The 26,145-nt window shown below is 76.2% G+C and carries 25 protein-coding genes; 15 read left to right on the forward strand and 10 right to left on the reverse strand.

Features of this window, described 5'->3' with window-relative positions:
• The first annotated feature begins 96 nt into the window (after positions 1–96).
• From NXY84_RS07075 to NXY84_RS07090, 4 genes are all read left to right on the forward strand, one after another.
• Entirely contained in the window at positions 97–1,206 is a 1,110-nt protein-coding gene (locus NXY84_RS07075) for a UDP-N-acetylglucosamine 2-epimerase (protein WP_258726407.1), read from the forward strand.
• A gap of 124 nt (positions 1,207–1,330) precedes the next feature.
• A complete protein-coding gene (locus NXY84_RS07080) occupies positions 1,331–1,951 on the forward strand; it encodes an acyltransferase (protein WP_258726408.1) in 621 nt (206 codons plus the stop codon).
• Positions 1,948–3,039, forward strand: coding sequence for a DegT/DnrJ/EryC1/StrS family aminotransferase (locus NXY84_RS07085; protein WP_258726409.1), 1,092 nt, complete (start codon positions 1,948–1,950; stop codon positions 3,037–3,039). Before NXY84_RS07080 ends, NXY84_RS07085 begins: the two co-directional genes overlap by 4 nt.
• Complete coding sequence (locus tag NXY84_RS07090; RefSeq protein WP_258726410.1) at positions 3,039–4,034, forward strand: Gfo/Idh/MocA family protein; 996 nt, start codon at positions 3,039–3,041, stop codon at positions 4,032–4,034. The genes NXY84_RS07085 and NXY84_RS07090 overlap by 1 nt, the downstream gene beginning before the upstream one ends.
• Positions 4,035–4,118: 84 nt before the next feature.
• Here NXY84_RS07090 and rfbA read toward each other — a convergent pair whose 3' ends face one another.
• Positions 4,119–4,991, reverse strand: coding sequence for a glucose-1-phosphate thymidylyltransferase RfbA (gene rfbA / locus NXY84_RS07095; RefSeq protein WP_258726411.1), 873 nt, complete (start codon positions 4,989–4,991; stop codon positions 4,119–4,121).
• Between the two features lie 134 nt (positions 4,992–5,125).
• On the opposite strand from rfbA, the gene manA reads away from it, so the two are divergent.
• A complete protein-coding gene (gene manA, locus NXY84_RS07100) occupies positions 5,126–6,334 on the forward strand; it encodes a mannose-6-phosphate isomerase, class I (protein WP_258726412.1) in 1,209 nt (402 codons plus the stop codon).
• Positions 6,335–6,353: 19 nt separating this feature from the next.
• Here the strand turns inward: manA and NXY84_RS07105 are convergent, their stop codons facing one another.
• From NXY84_RS07105 to NXY84_RS07120, 4 genes are read right to left on the reverse strand one after another with little or no spacing between them, the layout of a single operon-like run.
• Positions 6,354–7,031 carry a class I SAM-dependent methyltransferase gene (locus tag NXY84_RS07105; protein ID WP_258726413.1) on the reverse strand — a complete coding sequence of 226 codons (678 nt, stop codon included), beginning with the start codon at positions 7,029–7,031 and terminating at the stop codon, positions 6,354–6,356.
• On the reverse strand, positions 7,028–7,924 hold the full coding sequence (locus tag NXY84_RS07110) for a ChbG/HpnK family deacetylase (protein WP_258726414.1): 897 nt from the start codon (positions 7,922–7,924) through the stop codon (positions 7,028–7,030). Before NXY84_RS07110 ends, NXY84_RS07105 begins: the two co-directional genes overlap by 4 nt.
• Positions 7,921–8,694 (reverse strand): glycosyltransferase family 2 protein, encoded by a 774-nt coding sequence (locus NXY84_RS07115; RefSeq protein ID WP_258726415.1) that lies wholly within the window; start codon positions 8,692–8,694, stop codon positions 7,921–7,923. Before NXY84_RS07115 ends, NXY84_RS07110 begins: the two co-directional genes overlap by 4 nt.
• Positions 8,691–10,031: a hypothetical protein gene (locus NXY84_RS07120; RefSeq protein WP_258726416.1), complete on the reverse strand. Its 1,341-nt coding sequence runs from the start codon at positions 10,029–10,031 to the stop codon at positions 8,691–8,693. Before NXY84_RS07120 ends, NXY84_RS07115 begins: the two co-directional genes overlap by 4 nt.
• Before the next feature lie 250 nt (positions 10,032–10,281).
• Here NXY84_RS07120 and NXY84_RS07125 point away from each other — a divergent pair, with 250 nt between their 5' ends.
• Entirely contained in the window at positions 10,282–11,172 is an 891-nt protein-coding gene (locus tag NXY84_RS07125; RefSeq protein ID WP_258726417.1) for a hypothetical protein, read from the forward strand.
• 33 nt (positions 11,173–11,205) lie between these two features.
• Here NXY84_RS07125 and NXY84_RS07130 read toward each other — a convergent pair whose 3' ends face one another.
• A complete protein-coding gene (locus tag NXY84_RS07130) occupies positions 11,206–11,976 on the reverse strand; it encodes a TIGR03089 family protein (RefSeq protein ID WP_258726418.1) in 771 nt (256 codons plus the stop codon).
• A gap of 204 nt (positions 11,977–12,180) precedes the next feature.
• On the opposite strand from NXY84_RS07130, the gene NXY84_RS21735 reads away from it, so the two are divergent.
• The 3 genes from NXY84_RS21735 to NXY84_RS07145 are packed head-to-tail and all read left to right on the forward strand — an operon-like array spanning position 12,181 to position 17,899.
• Complete coding sequence (locus NXY84_RS21735; RefSeq protein ID WP_034634424.1) at positions 12,181–12,516, forward strand: WhiB family transcriptional regulator; 336 nt, start codon at positions 12,181–12,183, stop codon at positions 12,514–12,516.
• 32 nt (positions 12,517–12,548) lie between these two features.
• On the forward strand, positions 12,549–16,334 hold the full coding sequence (locus NXY84_RS07140) for a glycosyltransferase (protein ID WP_258726419.1): 3,786 nt from the start codon (positions 12,549–12,551) through the stop codon (positions 16,332–16,334).
• Positions 16,331–17,899 (forward strand): DUF5719 family protein, encoded by a 1,569-nt coding sequence (locus NXY84_RS07145; RefSeq protein ID WP_258726420.1) that lies wholly within the window; start codon positions 16,331–16,333, stop codon positions 17,897–17,899. The genes NXY84_RS07140 and NXY84_RS07145 overlap by 4 nt, the downstream gene beginning before the upstream one ends.
• A 17-nt stretch (positions 17,900–17,916) precedes the next feature.
• Here the strand turns inward: NXY84_RS07145 and NXY84_RS07150 are convergent, their stop codons facing one another.
• Both NXY84_RS07150 and NXY84_RS07155 read right to left on the reverse strand, forming a co-directional pair.
• Positions 17,917–18,843, reverse strand: a complete 927-nt coding sequence (locus NXY84_RS07150) for a glycosyltransferase family 2 protein (protein ID WP_258726421.1) — start codon at positions 18,841–18,843, stop codon at positions 17,917–17,919.
• 12 nt (positions 18,844–18,855) lie between these two features.
• Complete coding sequence (locus NXY84_RS07155) at positions 18,856–19,308, reverse strand: metallopeptidase family protein (RefSeq protein WP_258726422.1); 453 nt, start codon at positions 19,306–19,308, stop codon at positions 18,856–18,858.
• Between the two features lie 61 nt (positions 19,309–19,369).
• Between NXY84_RS07155 and NXY84_RS07160 the strand changes: the two genes are divergently transcribed.
• From NXY84_RS07160 to NXY84_RS07175, 4 genes are all read left to right on the forward strand, one after another.
• On the forward strand, positions 19,370–19,759 hold the full coding sequence (locus NXY84_RS07160; protein WP_258726423.1) for a DUF3499 domain-containing protein: 390 nt from the start codon (positions 19,370–19,372) through the stop codon (positions 19,757–19,759).
• A 21-nt stretch (positions 19,760–19,780) separates the two neighbouring features.
• Positions 19,781–20,068 carry a hypothetical protein gene (locus tag NXY84_RS07165; protein WP_258726424.1) on the forward strand — a complete coding sequence of 96 codons (288 nt, stop codon included), beginning with the start codon at positions 19,781–19,783 and terminating at the stop codon, positions 20,066–20,068.
• A 110-nt stretch (positions 20,069–20,178) separates the two neighbouring features.
• Positions 20,179–21,213, forward strand: coding sequence for a hypothetical protein (locus NXY84_RS07170; protein WP_258726425.1), 1,035 nt, complete (start codon positions 20,179–20,181; stop codon positions 21,211–21,213).
• Between the two features lies 1 nt (position 21,214).
• Positions 21,215–21,433, forward strand: a complete 219-nt coding sequence (locus NXY84_RS07175) for a Trm112 family protein (RefSeq protein WP_258726426.1) — start codon at positions 21,215–21,217, stop codon at positions 21,431–21,433.
• Positions 21,434–21,496: 63 nt separating this feature from the next.
• Here NXY84_RS07175 and NXY84_RS07180 read toward each other — a convergent pair whose 3' ends face one another.
• Positions 21,497–23,170 carry an ABC-F family ATP-binding cassette domain-containing protein gene (locus tag NXY84_RS07180; RefSeq protein WP_258726427.1) on the reverse strand — a complete coding sequence of 558 codons (1,674 nt, stop codon included), beginning with the start codon at positions 23,168–23,170 and terminating at the stop codon, positions 21,497–21,499.
• 123 nt (positions 23,171–23,293) lie between these two features.
• Here NXY84_RS07180 and NXY84_RS07185 point away from each other — a divergent pair, with 123 nt between their 5' ends.
• Positions 23,294–24,184, forward strand: a complete 891-nt coding sequence (locus NXY84_RS07185) for a M15 family metallopeptidase (protein WP_258726428.1) — start codon at positions 23,294–23,296, stop codon at positions 24,182–24,184.
• Positions 24,185–24,195: 11 nt separating this feature from the next.
• Here the strand turns inward: NXY84_RS07185 and NXY84_RS07190 are convergent, their stop codons facing one another.
• Positions 24,196–25,014, reverse strand: coding sequence for an RDD family protein (locus NXY84_RS07190; RefSeq protein WP_258726429.1), 819 nt, complete (start codon positions 25,012–25,014; stop codon positions 24,196–24,198).
• Positions 25,015–25,063: 49 nt separating this feature from the next.
• On the opposite strand from NXY84_RS07190, the gene NXY84_RS07195 reads away from it, so the two are divergent.
• Complete coding sequence (locus NXY84_RS07195; RefSeq protein WP_258726430.1) at positions 25,064–26,053, forward strand: stage II sporulation protein M; 990 nt, start codon at positions 25,064–25,066, stop codon at positions 26,051–26,053.
• Positions 26,054–26,145 lie beyond the last annotated feature (92 nt).

Here is a 26,145-nt window from a genome sequence, read left to right on the forward strand (position 1 = left end):
TCGGGCCGCGCGAGTCGTCGGTCTGCCCGGAACGCACCGGGACGGCACCTCCGTCCGCGTATCCTTGCCGCACGCCACAAGTGAAGGGGCACACAGTTGATCGCGTTCATCGTCGGTACGACGGCGGAGCTCATCAAGATCGCGCCCGTCTACCACGAGCTGGTCGGTCGCGGTCGATCGACGGAGATCTGGTACTCGGGGCAGCACGTCGAGGAGCTCGCGGGCACGCTCGCCGACCTCGACCTCCCGAAGCCCGAGCAGTGGCTCGTGCCCGAGTCGGGAGCCCGGAACCTCGCGCGTCCCGCCGACGTGCCCCGCTGGGCGGCCCGCCTCGCCGCGACCGTCTTCCGCAAGCGGGCGGTGCTGGGCCGACGCCTGCGGTCGGACGGCACGGCGCCCGTCGTGCTCGTGCACGGTGACACCTTCACGGCGCCGATCGGCGCGCTCGTCGGCCGCATCCTCGGCGCGCGCGTCGGTCACGTCGAGGCCGGCATGCGCAGCGGCAGCCTGCTGCACCCGTTCCCCGAGGAGCTCAACCGCCGGGTCGCCGGACGCCTGGTGGACCTGCACTTCCCGCCCACGGACGCCGAGGCCCACAACCTCCGGCGCAACCGTGGCGCCGTGGTGACGACGGGTGCGAACACGATCATCGACGCCGTCCGCTACGCGCTCGCGCACCCCGTGGCCACGCCGCTCGACCTGCCCGAGACGTACGCGGTCGCGACGCTGCACCGCTTCGAGCTCGTCCGTCAGGAGAACCTGTACCGGGAGGCGCTCGAGATCCTGAAGGAGTACTCGACGCGCATGCCGATCGTGTACTTCGCCGGGGCGAGCGAGCGCGAGCGCCTGGCGGAGTACGGCCTGCTCGGGCTCTTCGACGGCACGGACTTCCGCATCGAGGACAAGCTCAGCTACGTCGCCTTCCTCCCCATCCTCGCGCGCGCCCGCTTCGTCGTCACCGACAGCGGCGGCCTGCAGGAGGAGAGCGCCCACCTCGGCATCCCCTGCGCGGTGCACCGCGTGCGGACCGAGCGCAGCTCGGGCGAGGGCGTCAACATGGTCCTCACGGGGTTCCGGAGCGACAAGCTCCGGGCGTTCCTCGACGACTTCGACCGGTACAAGGGCGTCGCGGCGCTCGACGCGTACCGCCCGAGCGAGGTCATCGTCGACGCCATCGAGACGCTCGGCGCACCGGCCGCCCGCTGACGTCGCCGGCACGCGCCGCGCGCCGCCCTCGAGGACCTCGGGCCCGTCGGCGGGCGCGGGGTGCTGGCTAGGCTACGCGGGCGCGCCGTCGGCGCCGTTTCGACTCACACCCCCGGGATGGACAGTGGCTTCTCGCGTCGTCGGCTCGGCCGACGTGGACCCGACCGCGCACATCGGTGACGGCACGACCGTCTGGCACCTCGCGCAGGTGCGCGACGGTGCCCACGTCGGTGACGAGTGCATCGTGGGCCGCGGCGCCTACATCGGCAGCGGGGTCCAGGTCGGGCCTCGCTGCAAGATCCAGAACCTCGCGCTCGTCTACGAGCCCGCGGTGCTCGAGGCGGGCGTCTTCATCGGGCCGGCGGTGGTCCTGACGAACGACACGTTCCCGCGCGCGGTGAACCCGGACGGGTCGCTCAAGAGCGCCTCCGACTGGACGCCCACCGGCGTGCACGTGCGTGAGGGGGCCGCCATCGGTGCGCGCGCCGTGTGCGTCGCCCCCGTGGTCGTCGGCCGCTGGGCGACCGTCGCGGCCGGCGCCGTCGTGACGCGCGACGTGCCGGACTTCGCGCTCGTCGCGGGGGTCCCCGCGCGGCGCATCGGCTGGGTCGGCCGGGCGGGCGTCCGCCTGGTCGACGAGGGGGACGGCCGCTGGTCCTGCCCCGTGAGCGGTGACCTGTACGACCAGACAGACGACGACGTCCTGGTGCCGTCAGCACCGGAGGAGAAGGGTGACCCCGCATGAGCCCCACGTTCATCCCGGCCGCGAAGCCGCTGATCGGTGACGACGAGCGAGAGGCCGTCGACCGGGTGATGCGCAGCGGAATGATCGCGCAGGGTCCGGAGGTCGCGGCGTTCGAGGAGGAGTTCGCGAACGCGCTCGTCGGAGGGCGGTCGTGCGTGGCCGTCAGCTCCGGCACGGCGGGGCTCCACCTCGGGCTCCTCGCGGCCGGCGTCGGCCCGGGCGACGAGGTCGTCGTGCCGTCGTTCACGTTCGCGGCCACGGCCAACTCCGTCGCGCTGACCGGCGCGACGCCCGTGTTCGCGGACATCGACCCCGCGACGTTCTGCCTGGACCCCGCGTCGGTCGAGAGCGTCCTCACCGAGCGGACCGTGGGCGTCATGCCGGTGCACCTGTACGGGCACCCCGCGGACATGACGACCTTCGGGTCGCTCACCGAGCGGCACGGCATCCAGCTCTTCGAGGACGCGGCCCAGGCGCACGGCGCCACCTGGCACGGCAGCCCCGTCGGCTCGTTCGGCTCGTTCGCGATGTTCAGCCTCTACCCGACGAAGAACATGACCTCCGGCGAGGGGGGCATGGTCTCGTGCGCGACCCCCGAGCTCGTGCGCGCCGTCCAGCTCCTGCGCAACCAGGGCATGGAGAAGCGCTACGAGAACGAGGTCGTCGGGTTCAACGCCCGCATGACGGACCTGCACGCCGCGATCGGGCGCGTCCAGCTCGGCAAGCTCCCCGCGTGGACGGAGCAGCGGCGGCACAACGCCGAGTTCCTCTCCGCGCACCTCGAGGGCGTCGAGGTCCCGACCGTCGCCGACGGCGCCACGCACGTGTGGCACCAGTACACGATCCGCGTCGCGAGCGACCGGGACGGGTTCGCCGCGGCGCTGGGGTCCGAGCACGGCGTGGGCTCGGGCGTGTACTACCCGATCCCGAACCACGAGCTGCCCTCGTTCGGGCTCGACGTCGACCTGCCCGCGACCGCCCGCGCGTGCGCCGAGGTCCTCTCGCTCCCCGTGCACCCGGCGCTCAGCCAGGACGACCTCGAGCGCGTCGTCGAGGCCGTCAACGCCGTGGCGAAGGCGGGTGCCTGATGGCCGCGGAGCTGACGGCGGGCCTCATCGGGCTCGGCATGATGGGGCGTCACCACGCGCGCGTGCTGCGCTCGCTCGACGGGGTGCGCCTCGCCGCCGTGGCCGACCCCGGTGGGGACCCGCACCGGGTCGCCGGTGGCCTCGAGGTCGGCACCGACGTCCAGCACCTCATCGACGCGGGCGTCGACTACGCCGTCGTGGCGGTGCCGACGCAGTACCACGAGGAGGTCGGGGTCGCGCTCGCCGAGGCCGGGATCCACGCGATGCTCGAGAAGCCGTTGGCGCCCACGACGGGGTCGGCGGCCCGCCTGGCCGCCGCGTTCGCCGATCGCGGCCTCGTCGGTGCCGTCGGGCACATCGAGCGGTTCAACCCCGCCCTGCGCAGCCTGCGCGCGCGGCTCGAGCAGGGCGAGCTCGGCGAGCTCTACCAGGTCTCGACGCGTCGCCAGGGCCCGTTCCCCGCACGGATCGCCGACGTCGGGGTCGTCAAGGACCTCGCGACGCACGACATCGACCTGACGGCGTGGGTCGCCCAGGCGTCGTACACGAGCATCTCGGCGCAGGTGGCGCTCAAGAGCGGCCGCGAGCACGAGGACCTCGTCGCGTTCAGCGGGCTCCTGGACGGCGAGATCGTGGCGAACCACCTCGTGAACTGGCTGTCGCCGTTCAAGGAGCGGACGACGATCGTCACGGGGGAGCTGGGGTCGTTCGTCGCCGACACCCTCACCGCCGACCTGCGCTTCTACGCCAACGGCACCCACGAGACCACGTGGGAGTCGCTGGCGGGCTTCCGCGGCGTCAGCGAGGGCGACATCGTCCAGTTCGCGATCCAGAAGCGCGAGCCGCTCCTCGTGGAGCACGAGGCGCTGCGCGACGCCGTGCTGGGGATCGAGGGCGGCATCGGCGTCGTCACCATGCAGGAGGGGCTCGCGACCGTGCGGGTGGCCGAGGCCGTGCTCGAGTCGGCAGCCTCCGGGCAGACCGTCACGCTCTGAGCCCGACGACTCGGCGGCGGTGACCCGGGAGGGTCACCGCCGCCGACTCGTCCGGTGCCGGCCGCCCGCGGGCGGCCGGCAGGGTCACATGCTGGCGTCGACCAGCAAGCTCTCGAGGTACGCGCCGTAGCCGGACTTCGCGAGCCGCTCGGCCCGGGCGCGCAGCCCGTCGTCGTCCAGGAAGCCCTGGCGCCACGCCAGCTCCTCGGGGCACCCGATCTTCATGCCCTGCCGCAGCTCGACCGTGCGGACGAAGTTGGCGGCGTCGAGCAGCGAGTCGAACGTCCCCGTGTCGAGCCAGGCGGTCCCGCGGGGGAGCACCTCGACGCTGAGCCGTCCCGCGTCCATGTAGGCGCGGTTCACGTCGGTGATCTCGTACTCGCCGCGCGCGGAGGGCTCGAGGTCGCGCGAGATCTGGACGACGTCGTTGTCGTAGAAGTACAGGCCCGGCACGGCGTAGCTCGACCGGGGGTGCGCGGGCTTCTCCTCGAGCGAGAGCGCCTTGCCGGACTCGTCGAACTCCACGACGCCGTAGCTCGTCGGGTCGGCGACCCGGTAGGCGAAGACGGCGGCGCCGTCGACGTCCGAGAACCGCTGCAGCCTTGTGCCGAGGCCAGGACCGTAGAAGATGTTGTCGCCGAGGACGAGCGCCGCGGAGTCGCCACCGATGAAGTCGGCCCCGAGGACGAACGCCTGCGCGAGGCCGTTGGGCTCCGCCTGCACGGTGTAGCTGATGGAGATGCCGAACTGCGAGCCGTCCCCGAGCAGCCGGTGGAACTGCTCCGCGTCGTGCGGCGTCGTGATCACCAGGACGTCCCGGATCCCCGCCGCGATCAGCGTCGAGAGCGGGTAGTAGATCATCGGCTTGTCGTAGACGGGCACCAGCTGCTTGCTGACGCCCATCGTGATGGGATGCAACCTCGTGCCGGACCCGCCCGCCAGAATGATTCCTCGCATAGGCACCCAGTCTGCCGTACGAGGCGCGGGTCCAGGTGCAGATTCGGGCGCGACGGCGCAGGTGAACGCCGCTGCCGGGCCGGGTCGCGGGCCGATACGATCGAGCGCCACTCGACAGACCACCCGAGGACGCCGTGCACCGGATCAGCACCACCAGCCAGGCCTACGCGTGGGGCTCGACGACCGCGATCCCCGAGCTGTTCGGGCTGCCCGCGACCGACAGCCCCGTCGCCGAGGTGTGGCTCGGTGCGCACCCGAGCTCGCCGTCGCTCGTGACGGTCGGGGCGGACGGCTCGCCCGACGGTGTGTCGCTCCGGGACGTCATCACCGCCGACTCGCGCGGGACGCTCGGGGAGGACGTCGAGGCACGGTTCGGACCGGCGCTGCCGTACCTGCTCAAGGTCATCGCCGCGGAGCACCCGCTGTCGCTGCAGGTGCACCCGAGCATCGACCGCGCCCGTGCCGGCTACGAGGCCGAGGAGGCGGCGGGCGTCCCCCTCGACGCGCCCCACCGCAACTACAAGGACAGCAACCACAAGCCCGAGCTCGTGTACGCGCTCACGCGCTTCGAGGCGCTGTGCGGCTTCCGCGCCCCCCGACGCGCGGCGGAGCTGTTCGCGGGGCTCGACGCGCCGCTCGCGAAGGAGCTGCAGGGCGTGCTGCGCGCGCAGCCGTCGGTCGAGGGGATCCGCGCCGCCTTCCGCCAGCTGCTGGAGCCGGCGACCCGCCCCGGCGCCGGCGAGGTGGAGGAGGTCGCGGTGGCCTGCGCCGCACGGCTCGCCGCAGGGTCACCGTCGCCGCGCGCCGACCGCACGGTGGTGCAGCTCGCGCAGGCGTACCCGGGCGACCCGGGGGTCGTCACGTCGCTGCTCCTCAACCCGGTGACCCTGCAGCCGGGCGACGCGATGTTCGTCCCGGCCGGCGGCGTGCACGCCTACCTGCGCGGCGTCGCCGTGGAGGTCATGGCGAGCTCGGACAACGTGCTGCGGGCGGGCCTCACGCCCAAGCACGTCGACGTCGCCGAGCTCCTCCGCAACGTCGACTACGTCGCGGCGCCGCCGATCCGCGTGGCCCCCGAGACGTTCCACGGGGCGACCCGGGTGTACTACGCGCCGGTCGACGACTTCGAGCTGTCCGTGACGCGCGTCGCCGCCCCGGGGACGCACCCTCTGCCCGGGCGGGGACCGCGCATCGTGCTGTGCCTCGACGGCGAGGTGCTGCTCTCGTCGGCGGGCGACGGCGACCTGCACCTGCGCCGGGGGCAGTCGGCTTTCGCGCCGGCGTCCGACGGTCCGCTGAGCGTGAGCGGCAGCGGGACCCTGGTCCAGGCGGACGTGCCCTAGCGGCGTCGTCCGCCGGTCGTCAGGCCTCCGTCGCCCGTCGCGCGACCAGGAGGTGGTGGGGGTGCGCCCGGCCGCGGTCGAGGCGCCGCAGCTCGACGTCCAGACCGAGCTCGCGGAGCCAGCCGGCCATGGTCGCGGGCGGCACGAAGTCGAACGACGAGCCGGCGGTGATCCGCAGGACCCGGACCGACAACGTCTCCTGGAGCGTGTTCCAGCGCACCTTCCACGACGGCTCGGTGCCCATCTCCTTCACGACGAGCGTGCCGCCCGGGGCGAGCAGCGCGACGGTCTCCGCGAGCAGCCGCCGCTGCGCGTCCGCGGGCAGGAGGTACAGCACGTCGACCACGACGACGGCGTCCCAGGGCCCCGGGGGGACGGCACCGGAGGGCGCGACGTCGAAGTGCAGGCCCTCGACGCCGCTCGCCGCGGCCCTGGCGTGAGCGATCTTCGACTCGTCGATGTCGACGCCGACGACGTCGCGCGCGGGTGCCGCGAAGTGCGCGTACGCGCTGAACAGCCCGTGACCGCACCCGATCTCGAGGATGCGGCCCGCCGGGGGGAGCGCCGCGGCCACGGCGGCGAACGGTGCGCTCCACCACCGCACGGCGACGTGCGCGCGCACACCGGGAGCCGCGCGGCGGAACAGGGCGAGCGCGGCGCGGCCCGGGGCGTCGGGTCGGCGGTCGAGCACGGTCATCGGGGAGGTCCTCCGGCGGCGTCGGGTCGTGGTGGGCGGGACGAGCCGTCCGGCGCGTCGTCGTGCAGCGTGGCGAACCCGCCGAGCTCGTAGCCTGCCGCCTCGACGAGGGCCCGGGTGCGCGGGTCCACGAGCGCCGCGAGCTCGTCGCCCCAGCGGTAGCCCCAGGCGAAGCGGGTCAGCTCGGGGTCGTCCGCCTCCCCGGGGTGCGCGTTGAGCTCGGCGGTGGCCGCACCGCGCGCCGCGAGGGCGTCGAGCGCGCGGGCGAGGCGCTCGGCGTCCAGTCCACCGGCCTCGTCGAGGCCCGCGTAGTCGGCGGTCGTGAGGAGGCCCGGGCGGCGGATGCGTCGCGCGGTGAGCACGGACAGCGCGTTGACGCCGAGCCCCACGACGCCGCGCGCCCGGCTGCGGGGGAGCCGCACGGCGCGGATCCCCCGGGCGAGCGCCAGCTCGGTGACCACCGTGCCCACCGCGGGCCACAGGTGCGTGTGCTGGTGCGTGTCGACGTGCGTGACCGGGACGCCCACCCCGAGCACCCGCTCGAGCTGCGCCCCGAGCTCGCGGCGCACGTCGTCGGCGTCGATCCGGCCGGCGAGCCCGCGCGCGACGACCGTGCGGTAGCTGAGCGGGAACCGCCCGCGCCGGTCGACGAGCGAGGGGATCTCGCGGGCGCCGAGCAGCGGCGGGTCCTCCCCGACGACGGCCAGGTGCGCGCCGAGCTCGAGCGTCGGCGTCGCGCGCAGCATGTCCGCCGCGTCGTCGAAGGCGCGGCCGACGGCCAGGAGCGAGGTGGCCGTGACCACCCCGTCGAGGTGGGCACGCCGCACGGCGCGGTTGACCCCGGCGGTCAGTCCGAGGTCGTCGGCCGTGACGACGAGGGTCCGCCGGGTCACGGGCGGTCGTGCGTGGCGACCGGCCGGATCTTCTTCAGGTCCGAGCGCAGGCGCACCATCTCGCCGAGCATCGTCCGGATCACGCCGAAGGACGACAACGTCGAGACCCCGCGGGTGCGCGGGAAGTAGTCCACGCCGATCTGCAGCACCTCGAAGCCCGAGCGCTGCGCGCGGATCACGAGCTCCGCGTCGATGAACGAGCCCTCGCTCACGAGCGTGACGCCCTCGAGCACGCGCCGCCGGACGAGCTTGAACGCGAAGTTGATGTCGCGCAGGCGGGTGCCGAACATCGCGCGGATCAGCCCGTTGTAGACGAACGAGTAGACCGCGCGCCGGGGGCCCTCGCCGGTGCGGTCCAGGCGGTACGCGCTCACGACGTCGGCCTCGTAGGTCCGCAGGACGCGCAGCGCGCGCACGAGCTCGATCATCTCGAACGGCAGGTCCGCGTCCGTGTAGAGGATCACGTCGCCGGTCGCGGCCGCGAAGCCGCTCTTGATCGAGCCGCCGAGCTTGCGGTTGCGCGCGTGGTGGACGACCCGGACGTGGGGGTCCGCCTCGGCGAGGGCGTCGGCGAGCTGCGGGGTGGTGTCGGTCGAGGCGTCGTCCACGACGACGAGCTCGTAGTCGAGGATCTGCTCCGTGTCGACGAGGTGCTCGCAGATCTCGCGCGCGGCGCCGACCGCACGGTGGATGTAGAGCTCCTCGTTCCACATCGGGAAGAAGATCGTGAGCTTCTTGACCGGCTCCGGTCTGGGCAGGGGGTCGATCACGAGACGGCCACCGATCGTCCGAAGAGGGAGGTGAGCAGGAGCAGGAGGGCGGCGCACACGCCGAGCGCCACGGGGCGCGCCCAGCGGCGCGGGGTGGTCGTCAGCAGCTCGCCGGCCGCGGCGAGGACCGGGAACGCGACGAGCACGTAGCGTCCGGTCCCCATGAAGTCCTTGGTGCCGACGATGGGGATGAGCAGCACGACCAGAGCGTAGGCCGCGTAGCCCCAGCCGAACCTGCGCCACGCGCGCCGCAGCAGCAGGACCGCGCACAGGCAGGCGAGCGCCTGGAGGGTCAGCAGGGCCGCGACGCCGTACGGCCCCTTCACGAGCGTGCCCAGGTACACGACCTTGAACCAGGTCCGCGGGCCGACGCCCTGGTTCCAGCCCGGCGCCGCCTCGACGTCCACGAAGGCCAGCGGGTTGTCGAACTCGAGCCACAGGTACAGGCACCACGCCGCGAGGCCGCTGGCGGAGAGCAGCACACCGAGGTGCCGCGTCCGGACTCCGCGCAGCGCCTGCACGAGCTCCTGCCACGTCACGCGCACCGGGCCGGGCGTGCGGGGCCCTGGCGCGGCGTCCCTCGCAGGGTCGTCGTGCGCCTCCGAGGCGTCCGCTGCCACCGGCGCCGGCGAGGTGCCGGCAGCCACCGTGGCCGCCGCCGCGGCGTCGCGGCGGTCGGTCGCGATGATCTCGAGCGTGCGGACCACGAGGCCGACGGCCACCGCGACGCCCACCGGTCGCCCGGCCGTGGCGAGCGCGCCGACGAGCCCGGCAGCCCAGAACCACCGGCGCTCGAGCAGCAGGAACGCCCCGACGGCGCACAGCAGGAACAGCGAGTCGGCGTACATCGCCCCGTACAGGAAGAACGAGTACGGGTAGAGCATGAGCACCGCGATCGCGGTCACCGCGGCCCGGCGGGGGAGCCGGTCCCAGACCCAGCGGCCGAAGAGCAGGACCGCGAAGCCGCCCGCGAGCACCCCGAGCAGCGACCCCGCGACCTGGACGTCCCCGACGAGGGCCCCGAGGCCGCGCACCCCGAGCGGGTAGACCGGGAAGAACGCGATGGACGACTGCTGACCCGGCGCGAAGAAGTAGCCGTCGGTCGCGATGCTGTAGTACCAGCCGGCGTCGTACTGAAACCAGCCGTCGAGCCAGGACGGGCCCTCGAGCACTCGTGTCCAGCCCTGGTCCGGCCGGTACCGCTCCGCCCACGCGACCACCGCCGTGAGCACGAGCGCGACCGCGACGAAGGCGCCGGCGACCGTGCGCCAGGGGTACGGACCCGACGCGGTCGCGGTCTCGACGTCCGCCCGGACGTGCTCGTCATGCCTCTGCAACGGGATCCCCCAGCCGTGCGCCGCTCGGTGCGACGCACGAGGAAGCCTAGGGAGCACCGGAGGCGCGCGAGGCCAGTTCCCACAATCTCCACAAAGGTGGAGGCGGTGCGGAGGTGCTGGGGACGCGCGCACGGAGCGTGTCGGCGCGGGTCCCGCGGCCGACTACTGTCCTCGTCGGACCGCGCACCCGACCGTGGCTCCTGGCCCGCGGGGGACCGCCGGCCATCGACCGCACGAGGACGGACCCTTCATGACCGCGGCGCTGCTCGGCCTCGCCGCTGCCGCCCTGTGCTCGGGGACCGCCACGATCCTCCAGGCGGTGGCCGCGCGCCGGGAGACCGTGCGCCCCGGCCTCGCCCTCTGGCGCGGTCTGGCGCGCAGCGCCACCTACTGGTCCGCGCTGGCGCTCGTGGCCGCCGGGTTCGGGCTCTCCTTCCTCGCGCTGCGGACGCTCCCGCTCTTCCTGGTGCAGGCCGGGCGCGCGTCGAGCCTCGTCGTCGCGGCGCTGCTGGCGACGGTCGTGCTCGGGGCGCGCCTGCGCTGGGTCGAGATCGGCGCGCTCGTCGCGGTGGGGGCCGGGCTCGTCGTGCTCGCGGCGGCGGTCGAGCCGGAGCCGGCGGCCGTGGCGAGCGCGGCCGGTCGCTGGACGCTCGTCGTGATCCTCGCCGTCGTGCTGACCGGCGCGGCGGCGGCCCTCCGGCTCGGCACGTCCCGGCTCGCCGGTCTCGTCCTGGCCGCGCTGTCGGGGACGGGGTTCGCCGTCCTCGCGGCGGCCGCACGGACCCTCCCGGCGGACGGCGTGCTCGCGCTGCTCACGGAGCCGCTCGCGTGGTGCCTCGGGGCGGGGGGCGTCCTGGGGCTGGCGCTCGGGGCGCTCGCGCTGCAACGTGCCCCCGTCGTGGCCGCGACGGCGGTCGTCGTCGGCGTCGAGACGTGCCTCGGCGCGGCGCTCGGGATCGTGCTGGCGGGGGACCGACCGGCGGTGGGGGCCGGGGCGACGACCGCGCTCGCGTTCGCGCTCGTCGTGCTGGGGGCGCTGGCTCTCGCGCGGTTCGGCTCGCCCGAGACCGCGGCCACCCCCGCCGCGCTCGCGGACGGCGGGCCACCGGCTGCGGAGCCGGGCGCGGAGGGACGCGGCTGAGATCCCGCACCGGCGGATCCTCCGACCGGCAGCTCAGGCGACCGGTGCCGGGACCTCGTCGCTGACGCGCTCACCGTCGACGAGGCGAGCGCGCCGCGCACCGTCACCGGCCACCGCCTCGCTGGTCGTCGCGTCGAGGACGACGACCGACCCGCCGGCCCCGAGGACGTCGCAGGTCACGCGCAGGAGGTGCTCGACGGCCAGGGTGCGCGCGGAGCCCGTCGCCGTCGGCACCAGGACGCGGGCGCCCGGGCCGACGTCGGCGGCGCCGGCGGCCCAGGCCGGCAGCGTGCGGTGGGGGACGTCGCCGGCGTCCGTCAGCAGGGCCGGCGCCGCGGGGTCGGCCGCCGGGACCCACCCGAGCACGTCGCCGTACGTCATCACGGCGGCGGCGGCGTCGATCGCGCCGGCCGGGAGGTCGCCGTCGAAGCGTCGCGCGAGCGCCCCGAGCGACACGGCGACCAGCGGCTCGGCACCGGGGTGCTCCCCGGGGCGGTCGGTGACGACGACGTCCGCCCCGGCGGCCCCCGCGTCGCCCCGCAGCACGACGCACGCGCCGACGCGCCACGCCGCGAACGCCCAGAGCACGGTCCGCCAGTGGGCGGGCAGGTCCAGGAGGACGCGCGTCCCCGGGCCGGCGTCGAGCTCCTCCACGAGCAGGTTCCCGGTCTTGGCGACCCAGTTCTCGAGCACCGCCCCGGAGAGCTCGACGCGCTCGCCGTCGGGCCCGTACCAGGTCAGACGGGGGCGTCCCGGCTCGGCGTTCAGGGCACGGAGGACGGCGGCGACGGTGGTGAAGGACATGCGGTCAGCGTAGGACGCGGCGTGTCGTGCCGTGTCGCGCACAATTCACCCGACAAACCACCCCAACTAGCACACCTCCGCTTGACGTACGGAAACGACACGCGTGTAATTCTGAGAACAGTTTCACCCAGGAGCGAATCAGCGCTCCGACCCACGGGGCGGCGCGCACACGTGATGGCCAGCACGATCGAGCACGGAGGAATGATGTGGAATCTGCTCGACGGTGACGGATCCTTCCCCTCCGACGCACTCGGCACGACGCAGGTCGCCGAGCTGCCTTCGAACGTCCTTCCCCTGTTCGGCACGCCCGAGGACGACGGGCTCATGGGCTGGCAGGAGCGCGCCCTGTGCGCGCAGACCGACCCCGAGGCCTTCTTCCCCGAGAAGGGCGGGTCGACCCGCGAGGCCAAGAAGGTCTGCACCGGCTGCGACGTGCGCGCCGAGTGCCTCGAGTACGCGCTCGCCAACGACGAGCGGTTCGGCATCTGGGGCGGTCTCTCGGAGCGGGAGCGGCGCAAGCTCAAGCGCCGGGTCGTCTGACCGGAGCCGCCGCAGGGCATGATGTCGGCAGGATGACTGACTTCCCCCTGCCCCTGCGCGCCCCGTCGGAGCCCGTGCCCGGCGCCACGCGTCTCGCGCCGGCGGTGACCGCCGTCGTGGTGACCCTCGGCTCGACCCGCTACCTGCCGGCGACGCTGCGCGCGGTGGGGGCGCAGGACGTCGTGCCCGCGCGCGTGCTGGTCGTCGACGCCGGCCCGCACGCGGACGAGGACGTCCCGCGCCTCGCGCGCGGCGCCTTCGCCGCCCTCGGGGCCGGCGCCCCCGAGATCGTCGAGCTGCACGTCCCGGGCGCACGGACGTTCGGCGAGGCCGTCCGGCGTGCGCTCGCGGACGTCGCCCCGCCGAGCCTCGTCGCGCGCCCCGAGCGCGAGCCGGACCGCGCCTGGCTGTGGCTGCTGCACGACGACAGCGCCCCCGAGCCGGCCGCGCTGTCCGAGCTGCTCCGTGCCGTCGAGCACGCGCCGTCGGTCGCGGTCGCGGGCGTCAAGCAGCGCACCTGGACCGAACCGTCGCGTCTGCTCGAGGTCGGGGTCCGCACGTCGCGCTCGGGTCGCCGGATGACCGGCATCGAGGACTCCGAGGTCGACCAGGGCCAGCACGACGGCCGCGAGGACGTCCTGGGCGTCGGCATCGCGGGCGCGCTCGTGCGGCGCGACGTGTGGGAGGAGCTCGACGGGCCCGACCCCGCGCTCGGCCCGTTCGGCGACGGCCTCGATCTGTCCCGACGCGCACGCCTCGCCGGGCACCGCGTCGTCGTCGTCCCCGCCGCGGTCGTGCGGCACGCCCAGGCCGGCTACGCGGGGCTGCGCGGGCGCGAGCGGCCCGGACTCGACGAGGACGTCGACGCGGACGGCGACGGCCTCGCGGACGACGCCGACCCGCGCCGGTCGTTCGCCGCCCGGCGCCGCGCGCTGCTGCACCAGCGCCTCGTGACGGCGCCGCTGCCGCTCGTGCCCGTGGTGGCGGTCCTCGCGCTCGTCGCGGGCCTCGTGCGCGCGCTCGTGCGGGTCGCGACCAAGGAGCCGCTGCTCGCGGGCACCGAGCTCACGGCGCCCGTCGGGGCGCTGCTGCACCTCGCGGCGGTCGTGCGGGCCCGCCGGCGCGGCCGCACGACCCGGCGCCTGCCCCGCCGCGCGCTGCGTCCGCTCCAGGCGACGTGGCGCGACGTGTGGGACGAGTGGCGCGACCGTCGCCTCGCGGGAGCGGAGGTCCGGCGCACGTGGCGCGCGCCGAGCGAGCTCGAGCTGCGTGAGCTCGCGGCGCTCGCGACCCGCCGCCGCGTCGGGCTGGGTGCCCTCCTCGTGCTCCTCGCGGCCGCGACGACCCTCGGGCTCGGCTCGCTCGTCGGCCGCGCCACGAGCGGCTCCTCGCTCGTCGGCCCCGCGCTCCTCCAGGCCTCCGCGGACCTCGGGGAGCTCACGCACGCCGCGCTCGCGCGCTGGGTCACCGGAGGGCTGGGCGACGCCGGCCCCGCCGACCCCCTGCTCGCCGTCCTCGTGCCGCTGACGGCGCTGCTCGGTGGTGAGCTCGCCCGCGCGGTCGCGCTCGTCCTGCTCGGCGCGCTCGTGCTCGCGGGGGTGGGGGCGTGGTTCGCGGCCGGCGCGGCGACGCGCTCGGTGGGGACCCGGCTGTGGGCCGCCGCCGTGTGGGCGAGCGCGCCGGCGCTGCTCCTCGCGGTCGGCGACGGCCGGCTCGGCGCGGTGCTCGCGCACGCGATGCTCCCGTGGGTCGCGCTGGGCGTCGCGCGCGCGATCGGGGTGCAGCGCCGCGACTCGGTGCTGTCCGGCCTCGCGACCGCGCAGCGCGAGCCCGACGAGGCGGTCACGGAGGACGCGTCCGGCGCGCGGTCCGCCGCCGGCCCGCGCACCGACGCGCCGCGCCCCTCGGGCGACGCCACCGCGTCGGGCGCCGACCCCCGCGAGCAGCTCGCCGACGAGGAGGACGTCGAGGAGGACGTCGAGGAGGACGTCGAGACGACCCGTCCCCGCGGTGCGCTGCCAGCGCGGGCCTCGACGGAGCCGGTGGACGCCTCGGGCCGCCCCCACGCTCCCGAGCCGGTCGACGAGGACGTCGAGACCACCCGCCCGCGCCGGGCGCTGCCCGCGGCCGGCCCGGACCGCGCGCGCGCGTCGGCGTCGGTCCCGGCCGTCGAGCCGGAACCCCCGCACGTCGCCGCGGCGACGGTCGGGGCGCCGCCGTCCACCGGGTCGTTCGCCGCCGCGGCGGGAGCCGCCCTCGCGCTCCTCGTCGTCGTCGCGGGCGCGCCGGTGCTGCTCGTCCCCTCGGCGCTCGTGCTCCTCGTGGTCGCGGTGTCGGCGCCGCGCGCGCGGGGCCGGGTCGTCCTCGTGCTGGTCCCGGCGCTCGTCGTGCTCGGCCCCCTGCTCGTCGAGGCGTCCGAGCGCGGTGCGGCCGGGTGGCGGCTCCTGCTCGCCGACCCGGGCCCCGTGCTGGCGGCCGAGCGCTCCGCGGGGTGGGAGCAGCTGCTCGGCGTGCCGGCCAGCGCGAGCGCCCTCGTGCCCACGGTGCTCCCCGACGTCGTGCGCGGGCCGTGGCCGTACGTGCTCGGGGGAGCGGTGCTGCTCACGGCGCTGCTCGCGCTCCTGCGGGGGGCGCCTGTCGCCCGCGCGGTGCGGGTCGCGTGGTTCGCGGCCGCGGCCGGGCTCGCGGCGGCCGCCGTGGGTGGCGTGGTGCAGGTCGCGGGAGCCGACGGCGCCGCGGTGCTGCCGTGGGCCGGGGCGGCGGTCTCGTTCGCGGGGGCCGGGTTCCTGGCCGCGGGCGTGCTCGGCGCGGACGGCATCTCGGCGCGCCTCGCCCGCTCGACGTTCGGCTGGCGGCAGCCCGCCGTGGCGGTGCTCGCGGCACTCCTCGGCGCGGTCCCGGTGCTGTCCCTCGCCTCGTGGGCGTGGCAGGCGCGCGAGGGCGACGCCGTGCGGCTCGCGGCGCTCGACCGGCCCGTCGTGCCCGCGGTCGGTCAGCAGTCGCAGGCCGAGCCCGCGGCCTCGCGCGTGCTCGCGCTGACCGAGGACGCCGCCGGCGTCCTCACCTGGCAGCTGCTGCGCGACGACGGCGCCCAGCTCGTCGAGGTCGCCGCGAGCGTGACCACGCGCAGCCTGTCCGGGCCGGTCGACGCGCCCGGGATCGCCGAGCCGGACGACGCGACCGACGAGGTCCAGGACGTCGTCGCGCGCCTCGCCGGGGCGACGAGCGGGGACGTGTCCGGCGACCTCGCCGCGCTCGCGGTGGCCGACGTGCTCGTGCCCGCCGTGCCTGCCCCGCCCGCCGGCGGCGCGGAGGACGGGGCGGCGCTCGAGCGCGCGCGCGCCGACCTCGTGGCGCGGCTCGACGCGACCGCGGGGCTCGAGCGCATCACCGAGAACCCCGCCGGAGCCATCTGGCGCGTCCAGCCGTCCGCCGCCACCCGCGGGGCGACCCCGGTGGAGGTCGTGCAGTCGTGGGCGCGCGTCCTGGGCCCCGGCGACGACCCGGCCGCCGGCGTCGCGGTGGCATCGAACGGCAACGCCGTCGACACCCGCGTCGAGGCCGGGACGGGTGACCGGCTGCTCGTGCTCGCCGAGCGCGCGGACCCGGGCTGGCGCGCGACGCTCGACGGGCGCCCGCTCCGGGCGGCGACCGACGGCTGGCGGCAGACCTTCGAGCTCGGCGAGGACGGCGGCCGCCTCGTCGTGGCCCACCGTGACCCCGAGCGGAACCCGTGGCTCGCGGCGCAGGGGGTCGTGCTGCTGCTCACCGTGCTGTTCGCGCTGCCCCTGCGTCGACGGAAGGCGGGCCGACGATGAGCACGCGCACCTGGCCGGGGCGCGTGGCCCGCGCCGTGACGGGCGCCGGGGTCCTGGTGCTCGCGGCGGGCGCGGTCGTGGGCGCCGAGCGGCTCCCCGCACCCGCGCTCGTCGACGACGTGCCCGCGGTCGTCGACGTGGCGCCGCCGCGCAGCACGCTCGTGTGCGCCGGCCCGCTGATCCTGCCCGACGACACCGGCGCCGGGGACTCGGCGTTCGACCCGACCCCCGTCGACCCCGTCGCCCGCGTCGACGCCGTCACGGTCGCGGGCCCGGGCGGCGGTGCGGCGGCCGGCGTGGTCGCCGACCTCGGCAGCGGCGACGCCGCGGGGGAGCTCGTGCCGGGCGGACCGGCTGCGGCCGTCGCAGTGCCGGAGCCGAGCGCCCCGCTGGTCGTGCGTGCCGAGCCCGTCGACGGCGAGCCTGCGCGCGTCGCGGCGACGGCGTCGAGCCTCGTGACCGCAGGCGACCTGCGGGGGCTGTCCGCCGCGACGTGCCAGCGGCCCGGCGTCGACCTGTGGCTCGTCGGCGGCAGCACGGCGCTCGAGAGCTCCGCGTCGCTCGTGCTGACCAACCCCGGGACGACGGCGAGCGACGTCGACGTCGAGCTGTGGGGCCCGTCCGGTCGCGTCGAGCTCGCGGGCGGCGCCCGGCAGGTCGTCGCCCCCGGTGCGGAGCGCGTGCTCGCGCTGCCGGCCGTCGCGGCCGAGCAGCGCCGCGTCGTCGTGCACGTCGTCGCCTCCGGGGGATCGGTCACCGCGCACCTCCAGGACTCGCGGCTCAGCGGCTTCACGCCCGCCGGCATGGACCTCGTGGTGCCCGGGCAGCCGCCCGCAGCGCGCCAGGTCGTGCCCGGTGTCTCCGTGCTGGGGTCCGCGGTCGGCGACGAGAGCCAGGCGGTGCTCCGCCTGCTCGCCCCCGGCACCGAGCCCGCCTCGGTCCGCCTGACGATGCTCGGCGCGGACGGCGTGACCGCCCTGCCGGGGACGGACGCGCTCGAGCTCGCCCCGGGCGAGGTGACCGACGTACCTCTCGGCGGGCTCCCCGCGGGCGCCTGGACGGCCGTGGTGGACGCCGACGTGCCCGTCGTGGCGGCCGCGACGACGACGCGCCCCGGGCTGCCCGGCGAGCTCGACGACGCCCCGGTGCTCGAGCGCGCGTGGTCCGCGGCGGCGGCACCCGGCGACGGCGGCCTGGTCGCGGTGCCGGACGGCGTCGCGGCGACCGTGGTCGTCACCGCGCTCGCGGACGGCGACGACCCCGCCGAGGGACGACCGGTCGAGAGCGTGCTCCGGACGTTCGACGCCGACGGCGACCCGCTCCCGGAGCAGGACGTCACCCTCGAGCCGGGCCGGACGCTCGCCCTCCCGGTCGCGCCCGAGGCGGCCGGCGTCGAGCTCGCGGTGGACACCGACGAGGACGGGACGGTCCGGGTCGCGTGGGCCGTGGTGCTCGCGGCCGAGAACCCGGACGGGACGCTCCTGTCGGTGCTGCTGCCCGCGGCCGACGCCCCGACGGGCTCGCAGGTCCGCGTCCGGGCCGCGACCCGGCTCGGCCTGGGCTGACCGGTACCCGCGTCGTCTCAGCGCGCCGCGCGCAGCTCCAGGAGCTCGCGGGCCTTGAGCCCGACCCGGATCGCGACCCGCACGGGCCACTCGTACCAGCGGTGGTAGCGGCGCGTGAGGTAGCGGGCGGCGCTGCGGTGGTGCGCCGAGATCATCGTCGCGGGCCGTGCGCGCCAGGACGTCCCCCCGACGTGCGTGACGCGCGCGCCCGGGACGTAGACGTTGTGCCACCCGGCGAGGCCGAGGCGCTCGCCGAGGTCGAGGTCCTCGAAGAACATGAAGTACGACGTGTCGAAGCCGCCCACGGCCTCGAAGGCCTCGCGCCGCAGGAGCAGGCAGGCGCCCGAGAGCCAGCCGGCGGCACGCTCCTCGCCGACGGCCTCCTGGCGGCGCTGGTACGCCTGCGTCCACGGGTTCGAGGGCCACACGCGCGCGAACACCGCGTGACCGGCACCCTGCGTCAGCGACGGCAGCTCGCGCGCCGAGGGGTAGACGCTGCCGTCCAGGTTGAGCAGCGCCGGGCCGAACGCGCCCGCACCCTCGTGGCGCCCGGCCGCGTCCACGAGCGCGTCGAGCGAGCCCGGCTCCCACACCAGGTCGGAGTTCGCCACGACGAGCCACCGCTGCGTGGCCCCCGAGGCACCGGCGTTTGCGCCGCCCCCGTAGCCGAGGTTGGACCCCGGCACGACGACCCGGCCCCCGTACCGCTCGGCGACCTGCCGCGTCACGGTGTGGTCGGTGCCGTTGTCGACGAGGACGAGCTCGACCGGCGCGGTCGTCGCGCGGGCGAGCGACGCGGCGAAGTCCTCGAGCTCGTCGCCGGGGTGGTACACGACGCAGACGACCCGGAAGCCGGCGGTGGCTGCGGTCGTCGCTCCGGCGGCGCCGGCGAGCGCGTCGGCTCCGGCGGCAGGACGGGGGGCGGTGGGGTCGTCGGCGCTCATCGACGACACAGGCTAGTGCCCGTCGCCGTACTCCGGATCGACGTCCTCGGGCGCCTTGCCGAGCAGGTGCGCGACCTGCTCCACGACCACGTCGCGCACGAGCTCTCCGAGGTCCGCGACGTCGAGCGCGCGCGACTCGACGGGCCGGCGGTACACGACGACCCGTGCCGGGAGCCCGGCGTCCGCCGGGAAGTACCGGCCCAGCGGCACACCGCCCCGCTCCCAGGGAGCGGGGTTCGACGGCGGCACGTCCTCGACCGCGAACTCGGTGCCGTCGAGCTGGCGGGACCACCGCTTCTCGAGCCGCTCGACCGAGTCCAGCACGAGCTCGTCGAAGCGCTGCGCGCGCGTGCGGTAGCCCGGCACGTCGGTCGGCAGGAGGGGGCCGCGCAGCCCGCGTCCACGGCGGTCGCGGCGCCGGACGGGGGCCGGGTCGGGGACCCGGCCGCGGGCGAGGGAGCTCACGCTCGCACTGTAGCGGCGTGGGAGTGCCGGGCGCGGGCCCCGCGGCGGTACGGTCTGCCCTGTGAGATCCGTCCGGCAGTGTTCGCGCACGGCGTGCGGCCGTGCTGCCGTCGCCACCCTGACCTACGTGTACGCGGACTCGACCGCGGTGCTCGGCCCCCTCGCGGGCTACGCCGAGCCGCACTCGTACGACCTGTGCGTCGAGCACGCGGGGCGGCTGACCGCGCCGCGCGGGTGGGAGGTCGTGCGCCTCACGCCCGAGTTCGTCGAGACCGGTCCGAGCCAGGACGACCTGCTCGCGCTCGCGGACGCGGTGCGCGAGGCGGGCCGGCCGCGCACCGGGGCCCTGCCGGTGGTGACCGAGCCGGCGTCGCGGCTGGCCCCGCCCCCGGCGGCGGAGTCCACCGCGCCGCGGCGAGGCCACCTGCGTATCCTGCGCGACGAGGGCTGACGGGCTCCGGGGGGAGACAGCATGGGACAGGGCGACACGCCCCGGCGCGGGCGCGGACGTGCGAGCGAGGAACCGGCGCCGCTCGGGTCGCTGAGCCGCGGTGAGCCGTCGGTGCCGCGCGGGACCGAGACCTGCGCGTCGTGCGGGTCGGAGTCGCTGACCCGGTTGAGCATGGTGCTGGGTGACGGGACCGCGGTGGTCTTCGTCTCGTGCCACCGCTGCGAGCACAAGGGGTGGTACCCGACCGACGGCGACGGGACGCCGCTGACCCGCGACGAGGTGCTCGCGCGGAGCGGCAAGAAGGCCTGACCCGACCCGCGACGCCGCCCGGGGTGGGCGGACGGCCGCGGACCGGTCGGTAGACTCCGGCGTGTGCCCAGCCCCGTGCAGTCGACCGTCGGACACCCGCGGGAGCTGACGTGAGCACCCCCGTCGGCCCTGCTGCGGACGGTCCCGAGGCGCGCGACGCCGTGCTGCGGCGGCTCGCGGACGTCGCCCGGCAGCGGCCCCTCACGGTGGTGGTCGAGGCCCCGGGCGGGACGGGCCCGCACGCGGCGCGCGACGCGCTCCTGGAGGCCGTGGCCGCCACCGGCGTGCGCGTCGTCCCGGTCCGGGGGCAGGCCGCGCGAGCCGACGACGGTGCCGCGCGCACGGAGCCCGCCGCCGCGCACGGCGCTACGCCCGCGGAGCCCGCCGCCGCGCACGGCGCCACGCCACCCGCGGTCGAGGTCCTGCGCGCGGCGGTGCGCGAGCACGCCGCCGACGTGGGGCTGGCCCTGGGCCCCACGGTCTCGACCCTCACGGTGCTCGACGAGAACGGTGACCCCGTCGACGAGGACGTCGTCGCGGTGCTCGTCGCGCTGCAGGTCGTCACGCAGGAGCTCGCCGCGGGCCGCGTCCCGACGGTCCTGCACGACGTGCTGGCGTCGCGGGTGCTGCTCGACCTCGGGGGCGGCGCGGGTGCCGGGCTCGTGCGCGTCCCGGTGGGCCGGGCGGTGCTCGCGGAGGGTCTCGAGGCGAGCGGTGCGACGCTCGGCGTCGGGCGCGGCGGGCGCTTCGCGTTCCGGGACCCGGCCGGCGACGACCCCGGGCTGCTCGCGGGCCTGCACGTGCTCGTGGCGCTCGGGGAGCAGCCGCACCCGGCGTCGCTGCTCGCGGAGCTCTACCAGCCGTACGCCTCGACCGGGCTGCTGGCCGTCGAGGTCGACGACGTGGCCGCGGCGGTCGAGCGCGTGCGCCACGCCTACGTGACGCTGAGCGGGGCCGGGCCGGTGACCGCGGACGAGCTCGACGGGCTCGCGGTGTCGCACTGGGGAGCGACGCCGCAGTGGTGGCTCGCCGTGCGCCCGTCCGGGTCGCCGCGCGAGGTGCAGCTGCTCGTGGAGGCCGCGGACGAGGACATCAGGGACAAGGTGCGGGACGACGTGCTCGCGCTGCTACGAGAGGACGGCTGACATGACGGAGGAGACCGCGCCCGCGACCCGGACGCTCGAGCCCTGGATCCGCGAGATCCTGCGCTGCCCGGTCACGCACGCGCCGCTCGTCGACGGCGTGGGTCCGGACGGCGCCCCGGAGCTGCACTCGACCGACCCGGAGAACCCGCTCGCGTACCCGGTGCGGGACGGCATCCCGGTCCTGCTCGCGGACGACGCCCGCGCGCTGCGCGACGCCTGAGCACCCGGCGCCCCCGGCCTCGTCCGGCCGGTCCGGCACGAGGGGCCGCAGGCGCCGCCGGGATCAGGACTCCGTGAGCCGTCCGTCCGCGACGGACCAGCGGCGCGTCACCCGCACGGCGTCCAGCATGCGACGGTCGTGCGTCACGAGCAGCAGCGTGCCCGTGTACGACTCGAGGGCCTCCTCGAGCTGCTCGATCGCGGGCAGGTCGAGGTGGTTCGTCGGCTCGTCGAGCACGAGCAGGTTGACGCCGCGGGCCTGCAGCAGCGCGAGCGCCGCGCGCGTGCGCTCCCCGGGGGACAGGCTGGTGACAGGGCGGGTGACGTGCGCCGCGCGCAGCCCGAACTTGGCGAGCAGCGTGCGGACGTCGGCGTCCGGCCAGTCGGGGACCTCCCGGGCGAAGGCCTCGACGAGGGGGACGGGGTCCGCGCCCGGCTCGTCCCCGCCGAGCGCGGCGCGCGCCTGGTCGACCTCGCCGACCGCGACGCTCGAGCCGAGGGACGACGACCCGGCAGCGAGCGGGGCACGGCCGAGCAGGGCGCGCAGGAGCGTCGTCTTGCCCGCGCCGTTCGCCCCGGTGACGGCGATGCGGTCGCCCGCGTCGACCTGCACGTCGAGCGGCCCGAGCACGAAGCCCGGACCCTGCTCGGACGCGCCGAGCTCGACGACCGCACCGCGCAGCACGGCGGCGACGCTCGACCCGCGCGGGGCGGCCGCGATCTCGTAGCGCAGCTCCCACTCCTTGCGCGGCTCGGCGACCTCCTCGAGGCGCTCGATCATGCGGTCGGTCTGGCGCGCCTTCGCCGCCTGCTTCTCCGAGCCCTCGCGGTGGCGGTGCTTGATGTGCTTGTCGGGGTCGCTCGACTTCCGGATCGCGTTGCGGACGCCCTTCTCCATCCAGCCGCGCTGCGTGCGCCCGCGCTCCTCGAGCGACGAGCGCCGGTCCTCGTACTGCTCGTACGCCTCGCGCGCGTGCCGCCGTGCCGTGGCCCGCTCCTCGAGGTACGCGTCGTAGCCCCCGCCGTACACCGCCACCTGCTGCTGCGCGAGGTCGAGCTCGACGACGCCCGTGACGCACCGGGCGAGGAACTCGCGGTCGTGGCTCACGACGACGACGCCGGCCCGCTGCGACCGGACGAAGGTCTCGAGCCGCGCGAGCCCGTCGAGGTCGAGGTCGTTCGTCGGCTCGTCCAGCAGCAGCACGTCGAAGCGCGAGAGCAGGAGCGCGGCGAGCCCGACGCGTGCGGCCTGCCCGCCGGAGAGGCCCGTCATCGGGTGCTCGGGGTCGACGGTGAGGCCGAGGTCGGCGAGCACCTGACCGGTGCGCTCGTCGAGGTCCGCGGCCCCCGCCGCCATCCAGCGGTCGAACGCGAGCGCGTACGCGTCGTCGGCGCCCGGCACACCGTCGGCGAGCGCCTGGGCACCCGCGTCGAGCGCGTGCTGGGCGGCCGTGACCCCGGTGCGGCGGGCGAGGTGCGCGGCGACCGACTCGCCGGCGCGCCGCTCGGGCTCCTGCGGGAGCCAGCCGACGAGCGCGTGCGCGGGGGACAGCGTCACCGAGCCGGCCTCCGGGGTCGCGACGCCCGCGAGCAGCCGCAGGAGCGTGGACTTCCCGGCGCCGTTCGCGCCGACGAGCCCGAGCACGTCGCCCGGGGAGACGACGAGGTCGAGACCCGAGAACAGGGTGCGGTCGGCGTGCGCGGCGGCGAGGCCGCGGGCGACGAGGGTGGCGGTCACCCCGAGATTGTCCCCCGTCCGGGGCGGACGCCGGACCGGCCCGGGGGAGCGGCGGTCCGGCGTGCGGCGCCCCGGGTCCGGGCGGGACTGGGCACCGGCGGCGTGGTCCGGCACCATCGGCGTATGGGGGACGGGGGAGCAGCGGCGCCCGCGCGGGACGTCGGGGGGCGCGGCGCACGTGGAGCGCGCACGGCGTCGGTGGCCGGGGCGCTCGTCGGTGTCGCGCTCGTGCTCGCCGGGTGCACCGGCGCCGCCCCGGGTGCGTCCGACGGCGCGAGCGGGACGGCCACGGGCAGTCCCGCGTCGCGCGATCCAGCCGCGAGCAGCACCGCGCCGAGCAACCCGGTCCCCGGCGCGCCGTCGAGCGCCGGCCCGGCCACCTCGACGCCGACGCCCCCGTCTCCTCCCGAGCCGGCGCCGACGGTCCCGCCGGAACCGCCCGCGCCGCAGTTCGGCGCGACCGTGGGCGAGATCGGCCCCGAGCTCGCGGCGCGCATGGCGCCGTCGTGGCGAGCGGGCTGCCCGGTGCCGCTCGAGGACCTGCGCTACCTCACGCTCACGCACCACGACTTCGAGGGCGGCGTGGTCACGGGCGAGCTCGTGGTGCACGCGGACGTCGCCGACGGTGTCGTCGGGGTGTTCCGCACGCTCTTCGAGGCCGGGTACCCGATCCGGTCGATGCGCCTCGTCGACGACTTCGGCGGGAGCGACGACGCGTCGATGGCCGCGGACAACACGTCCGCGTTCAACTGCCGGGCGATCACGCGCGGCACCGGCTGGTCCGAGCACGCCTACGGGCGCGCGCTCGACCTCAACCCGCGCGAGAACCCCTACGTGCGCGGGACGCTCGTGCTTCCGCCCGAGGGGGAGCCGTACGCGGACCGCCCCGACCTGCCCGGTGTCGTGCACGCCGGGGACGTCGTCGTCACCGCGTTCGCTGCGGCCGGGTGGAGGTGGGGCGGGGACTGGACGTCACCCGTCGACTACCAGCACTTCTCGGTGACCGGGCGCTGACGGCGACGCGGTCAGTCCACCGGGTCCGGCACGCCGTGCGGGAGGCGCGCCATCAACGCGCTCTCCTCGGCGGCTCGCTGCGCCGTGCGCCGCCCGACGGCGTGCTCGCGCTCGCGCCGCTCGGCGAGCACCGCGGCGAGGAAGTACTCGGGGTGCGTGCCCACGGGCGGCAGCGGCGCGACGTACCGCTCGACCTCGACCGCGAGCTGCGTCCCGAGCTGCACGCGCGACGCGGGGTGCAGCGTCCCGGTGCGGGCGAGGAACTGGCGGACCGAGAGCGCGAGCCCGTCGGGCAGGCGCCGCACGTCCGCGGAGTGCGCCCACGCGGCGAGCTGCGGCGGCATCGAGACCGCGGTGCGTGCGGGCGCCTTGCCGCGCACCCGCACCGCGTACGTGCCCGCGAGCAGGTCACCCACGCGCTTGCCCTGCGGGTGGACGATCGAGCAGATCAGCGCGATCGACCCGACCGAGATCCACAGCTCGCCGACACCGACGAGCGCGCGGATCAGCGCCTGCCGGAACCGCACCGGGCCGCCGTCGTCCCGCACGATCCGGATGCCGGCGACGAGCTTGCCGAGCGACCGCCCGCGCGTCAGCGTCTCGACGGTCGTGGGGATGATCACCGTGACCGTCGCGACCGTGGTGATCAGGGCGATGCGCACGAACGCCTCGCTCGGGGTGAAGGACGTCTGGCCGACGATGACCAGCACGAGGAACGCGGCGACGCCGAGCGCGCCGACGTCGACGATCGACGCGAGGACGCGTGAGGCGAACGAGGTCGGGCGCGCGTCCAGCAGCACGCCCTCGCCCGTGACGATGCCGTCGCTCATCCCGCGTCCCTTCCTCGACCCGTCCTCATCCTGTGGCAGGGTAACGGGCGTGGACCTCGACGCCTTCACCGCGGTGCGCAGCCCGTCCTGGGCGCGCCTCGACGAGCTGACGCGCCGCCGTCGCCTCACGGGCGCCGAGGCCGACGAGATCGTCCGCCTCTACCAGGCGGTCGCGACCGACCTGTCGACCGTCCGGTCGAGCGCGCCGGACCCCGAGGTCGTCACCCGGCTCTCGCAGCTGCTCGCCCGCGCCCGCTCGCTGATCGCGGGTGCGCACGAGCCCGCCTGGCGCGACGCGGCCCGGTTCCTCGTGGTGTCGCTGCCCGCCGCGCTCTACCGCATCCGGTGGTGGACGCACGCGGTGACGATCGCGTGCGTGGCCGTGGCCGTGGTGGCCGGGGTCTGGGTCGCGACGCAGCCCGACGCGCTCGCGGCGATGGGTACGCCCAGCGAGCGGACGGAGTACGTGGAGAACGCGTTCGCGTCGTACTACGACCCGGGCGCGGGGTTCGCGGCGATGGTGTGGACCAACAACGCGTGGATCGCGGCGCAGTCCGTCGCGCTCGGGATCAGCGGCATCTGGCCCGTGTGGATGCTGCTGAGCAACGCGGTGAACGTCGGGGCGACGGGCGGCATGATGGCCGCGCACGACAGCCTCGACGTGTTCCTCCAGCTCATCGCCCCGCACGGGCTCATGGAGCTGACCGCGATCTTCGTCGCGGGGGCCGCCGGGCTGCGGCTGTTCTGGACGTGGGTCGAGCCGGGTCCGCGCACCCGCACCCGCGCGCTCGCCGAGGAGGGCCGGGCGCTGTTCACCGTCGCGCTCGGGCTCGTGGGCGTGCTCGCCGTGTCCGGCCTCGTCGAGGGCTTCGTGACCGGGTCCGCGCTGCCGTGGTGGCTCAAGATCGTCATCGGGGCGATCGTGCTCGCGGCGTTCTGGGTCTACGTCTACGTGCTCGGGCGCCGGGCAGTCGCCGACTCCGAGACCGGGGACCTCACCGCCGACGAGGCGGGCTACGCGGTGGCCGTCGCCGACTGACGGCGACGCGCCGACGGACCACTGCGTCGACGGACCGCTGCACCGACGGACCGCCGCGCCGACGGACCGCCGCGCTGACGGACCGCTGCGCC

Origin of the sequence: Cellulomonas sp. NS3, assembly GCF_024757985.1 — a bacterium.
GTDB lineage: Bacteria > Actinomycetota > Actinomycetes > Actinomycetales > Cellulomonadaceae > Cellulomonas_A.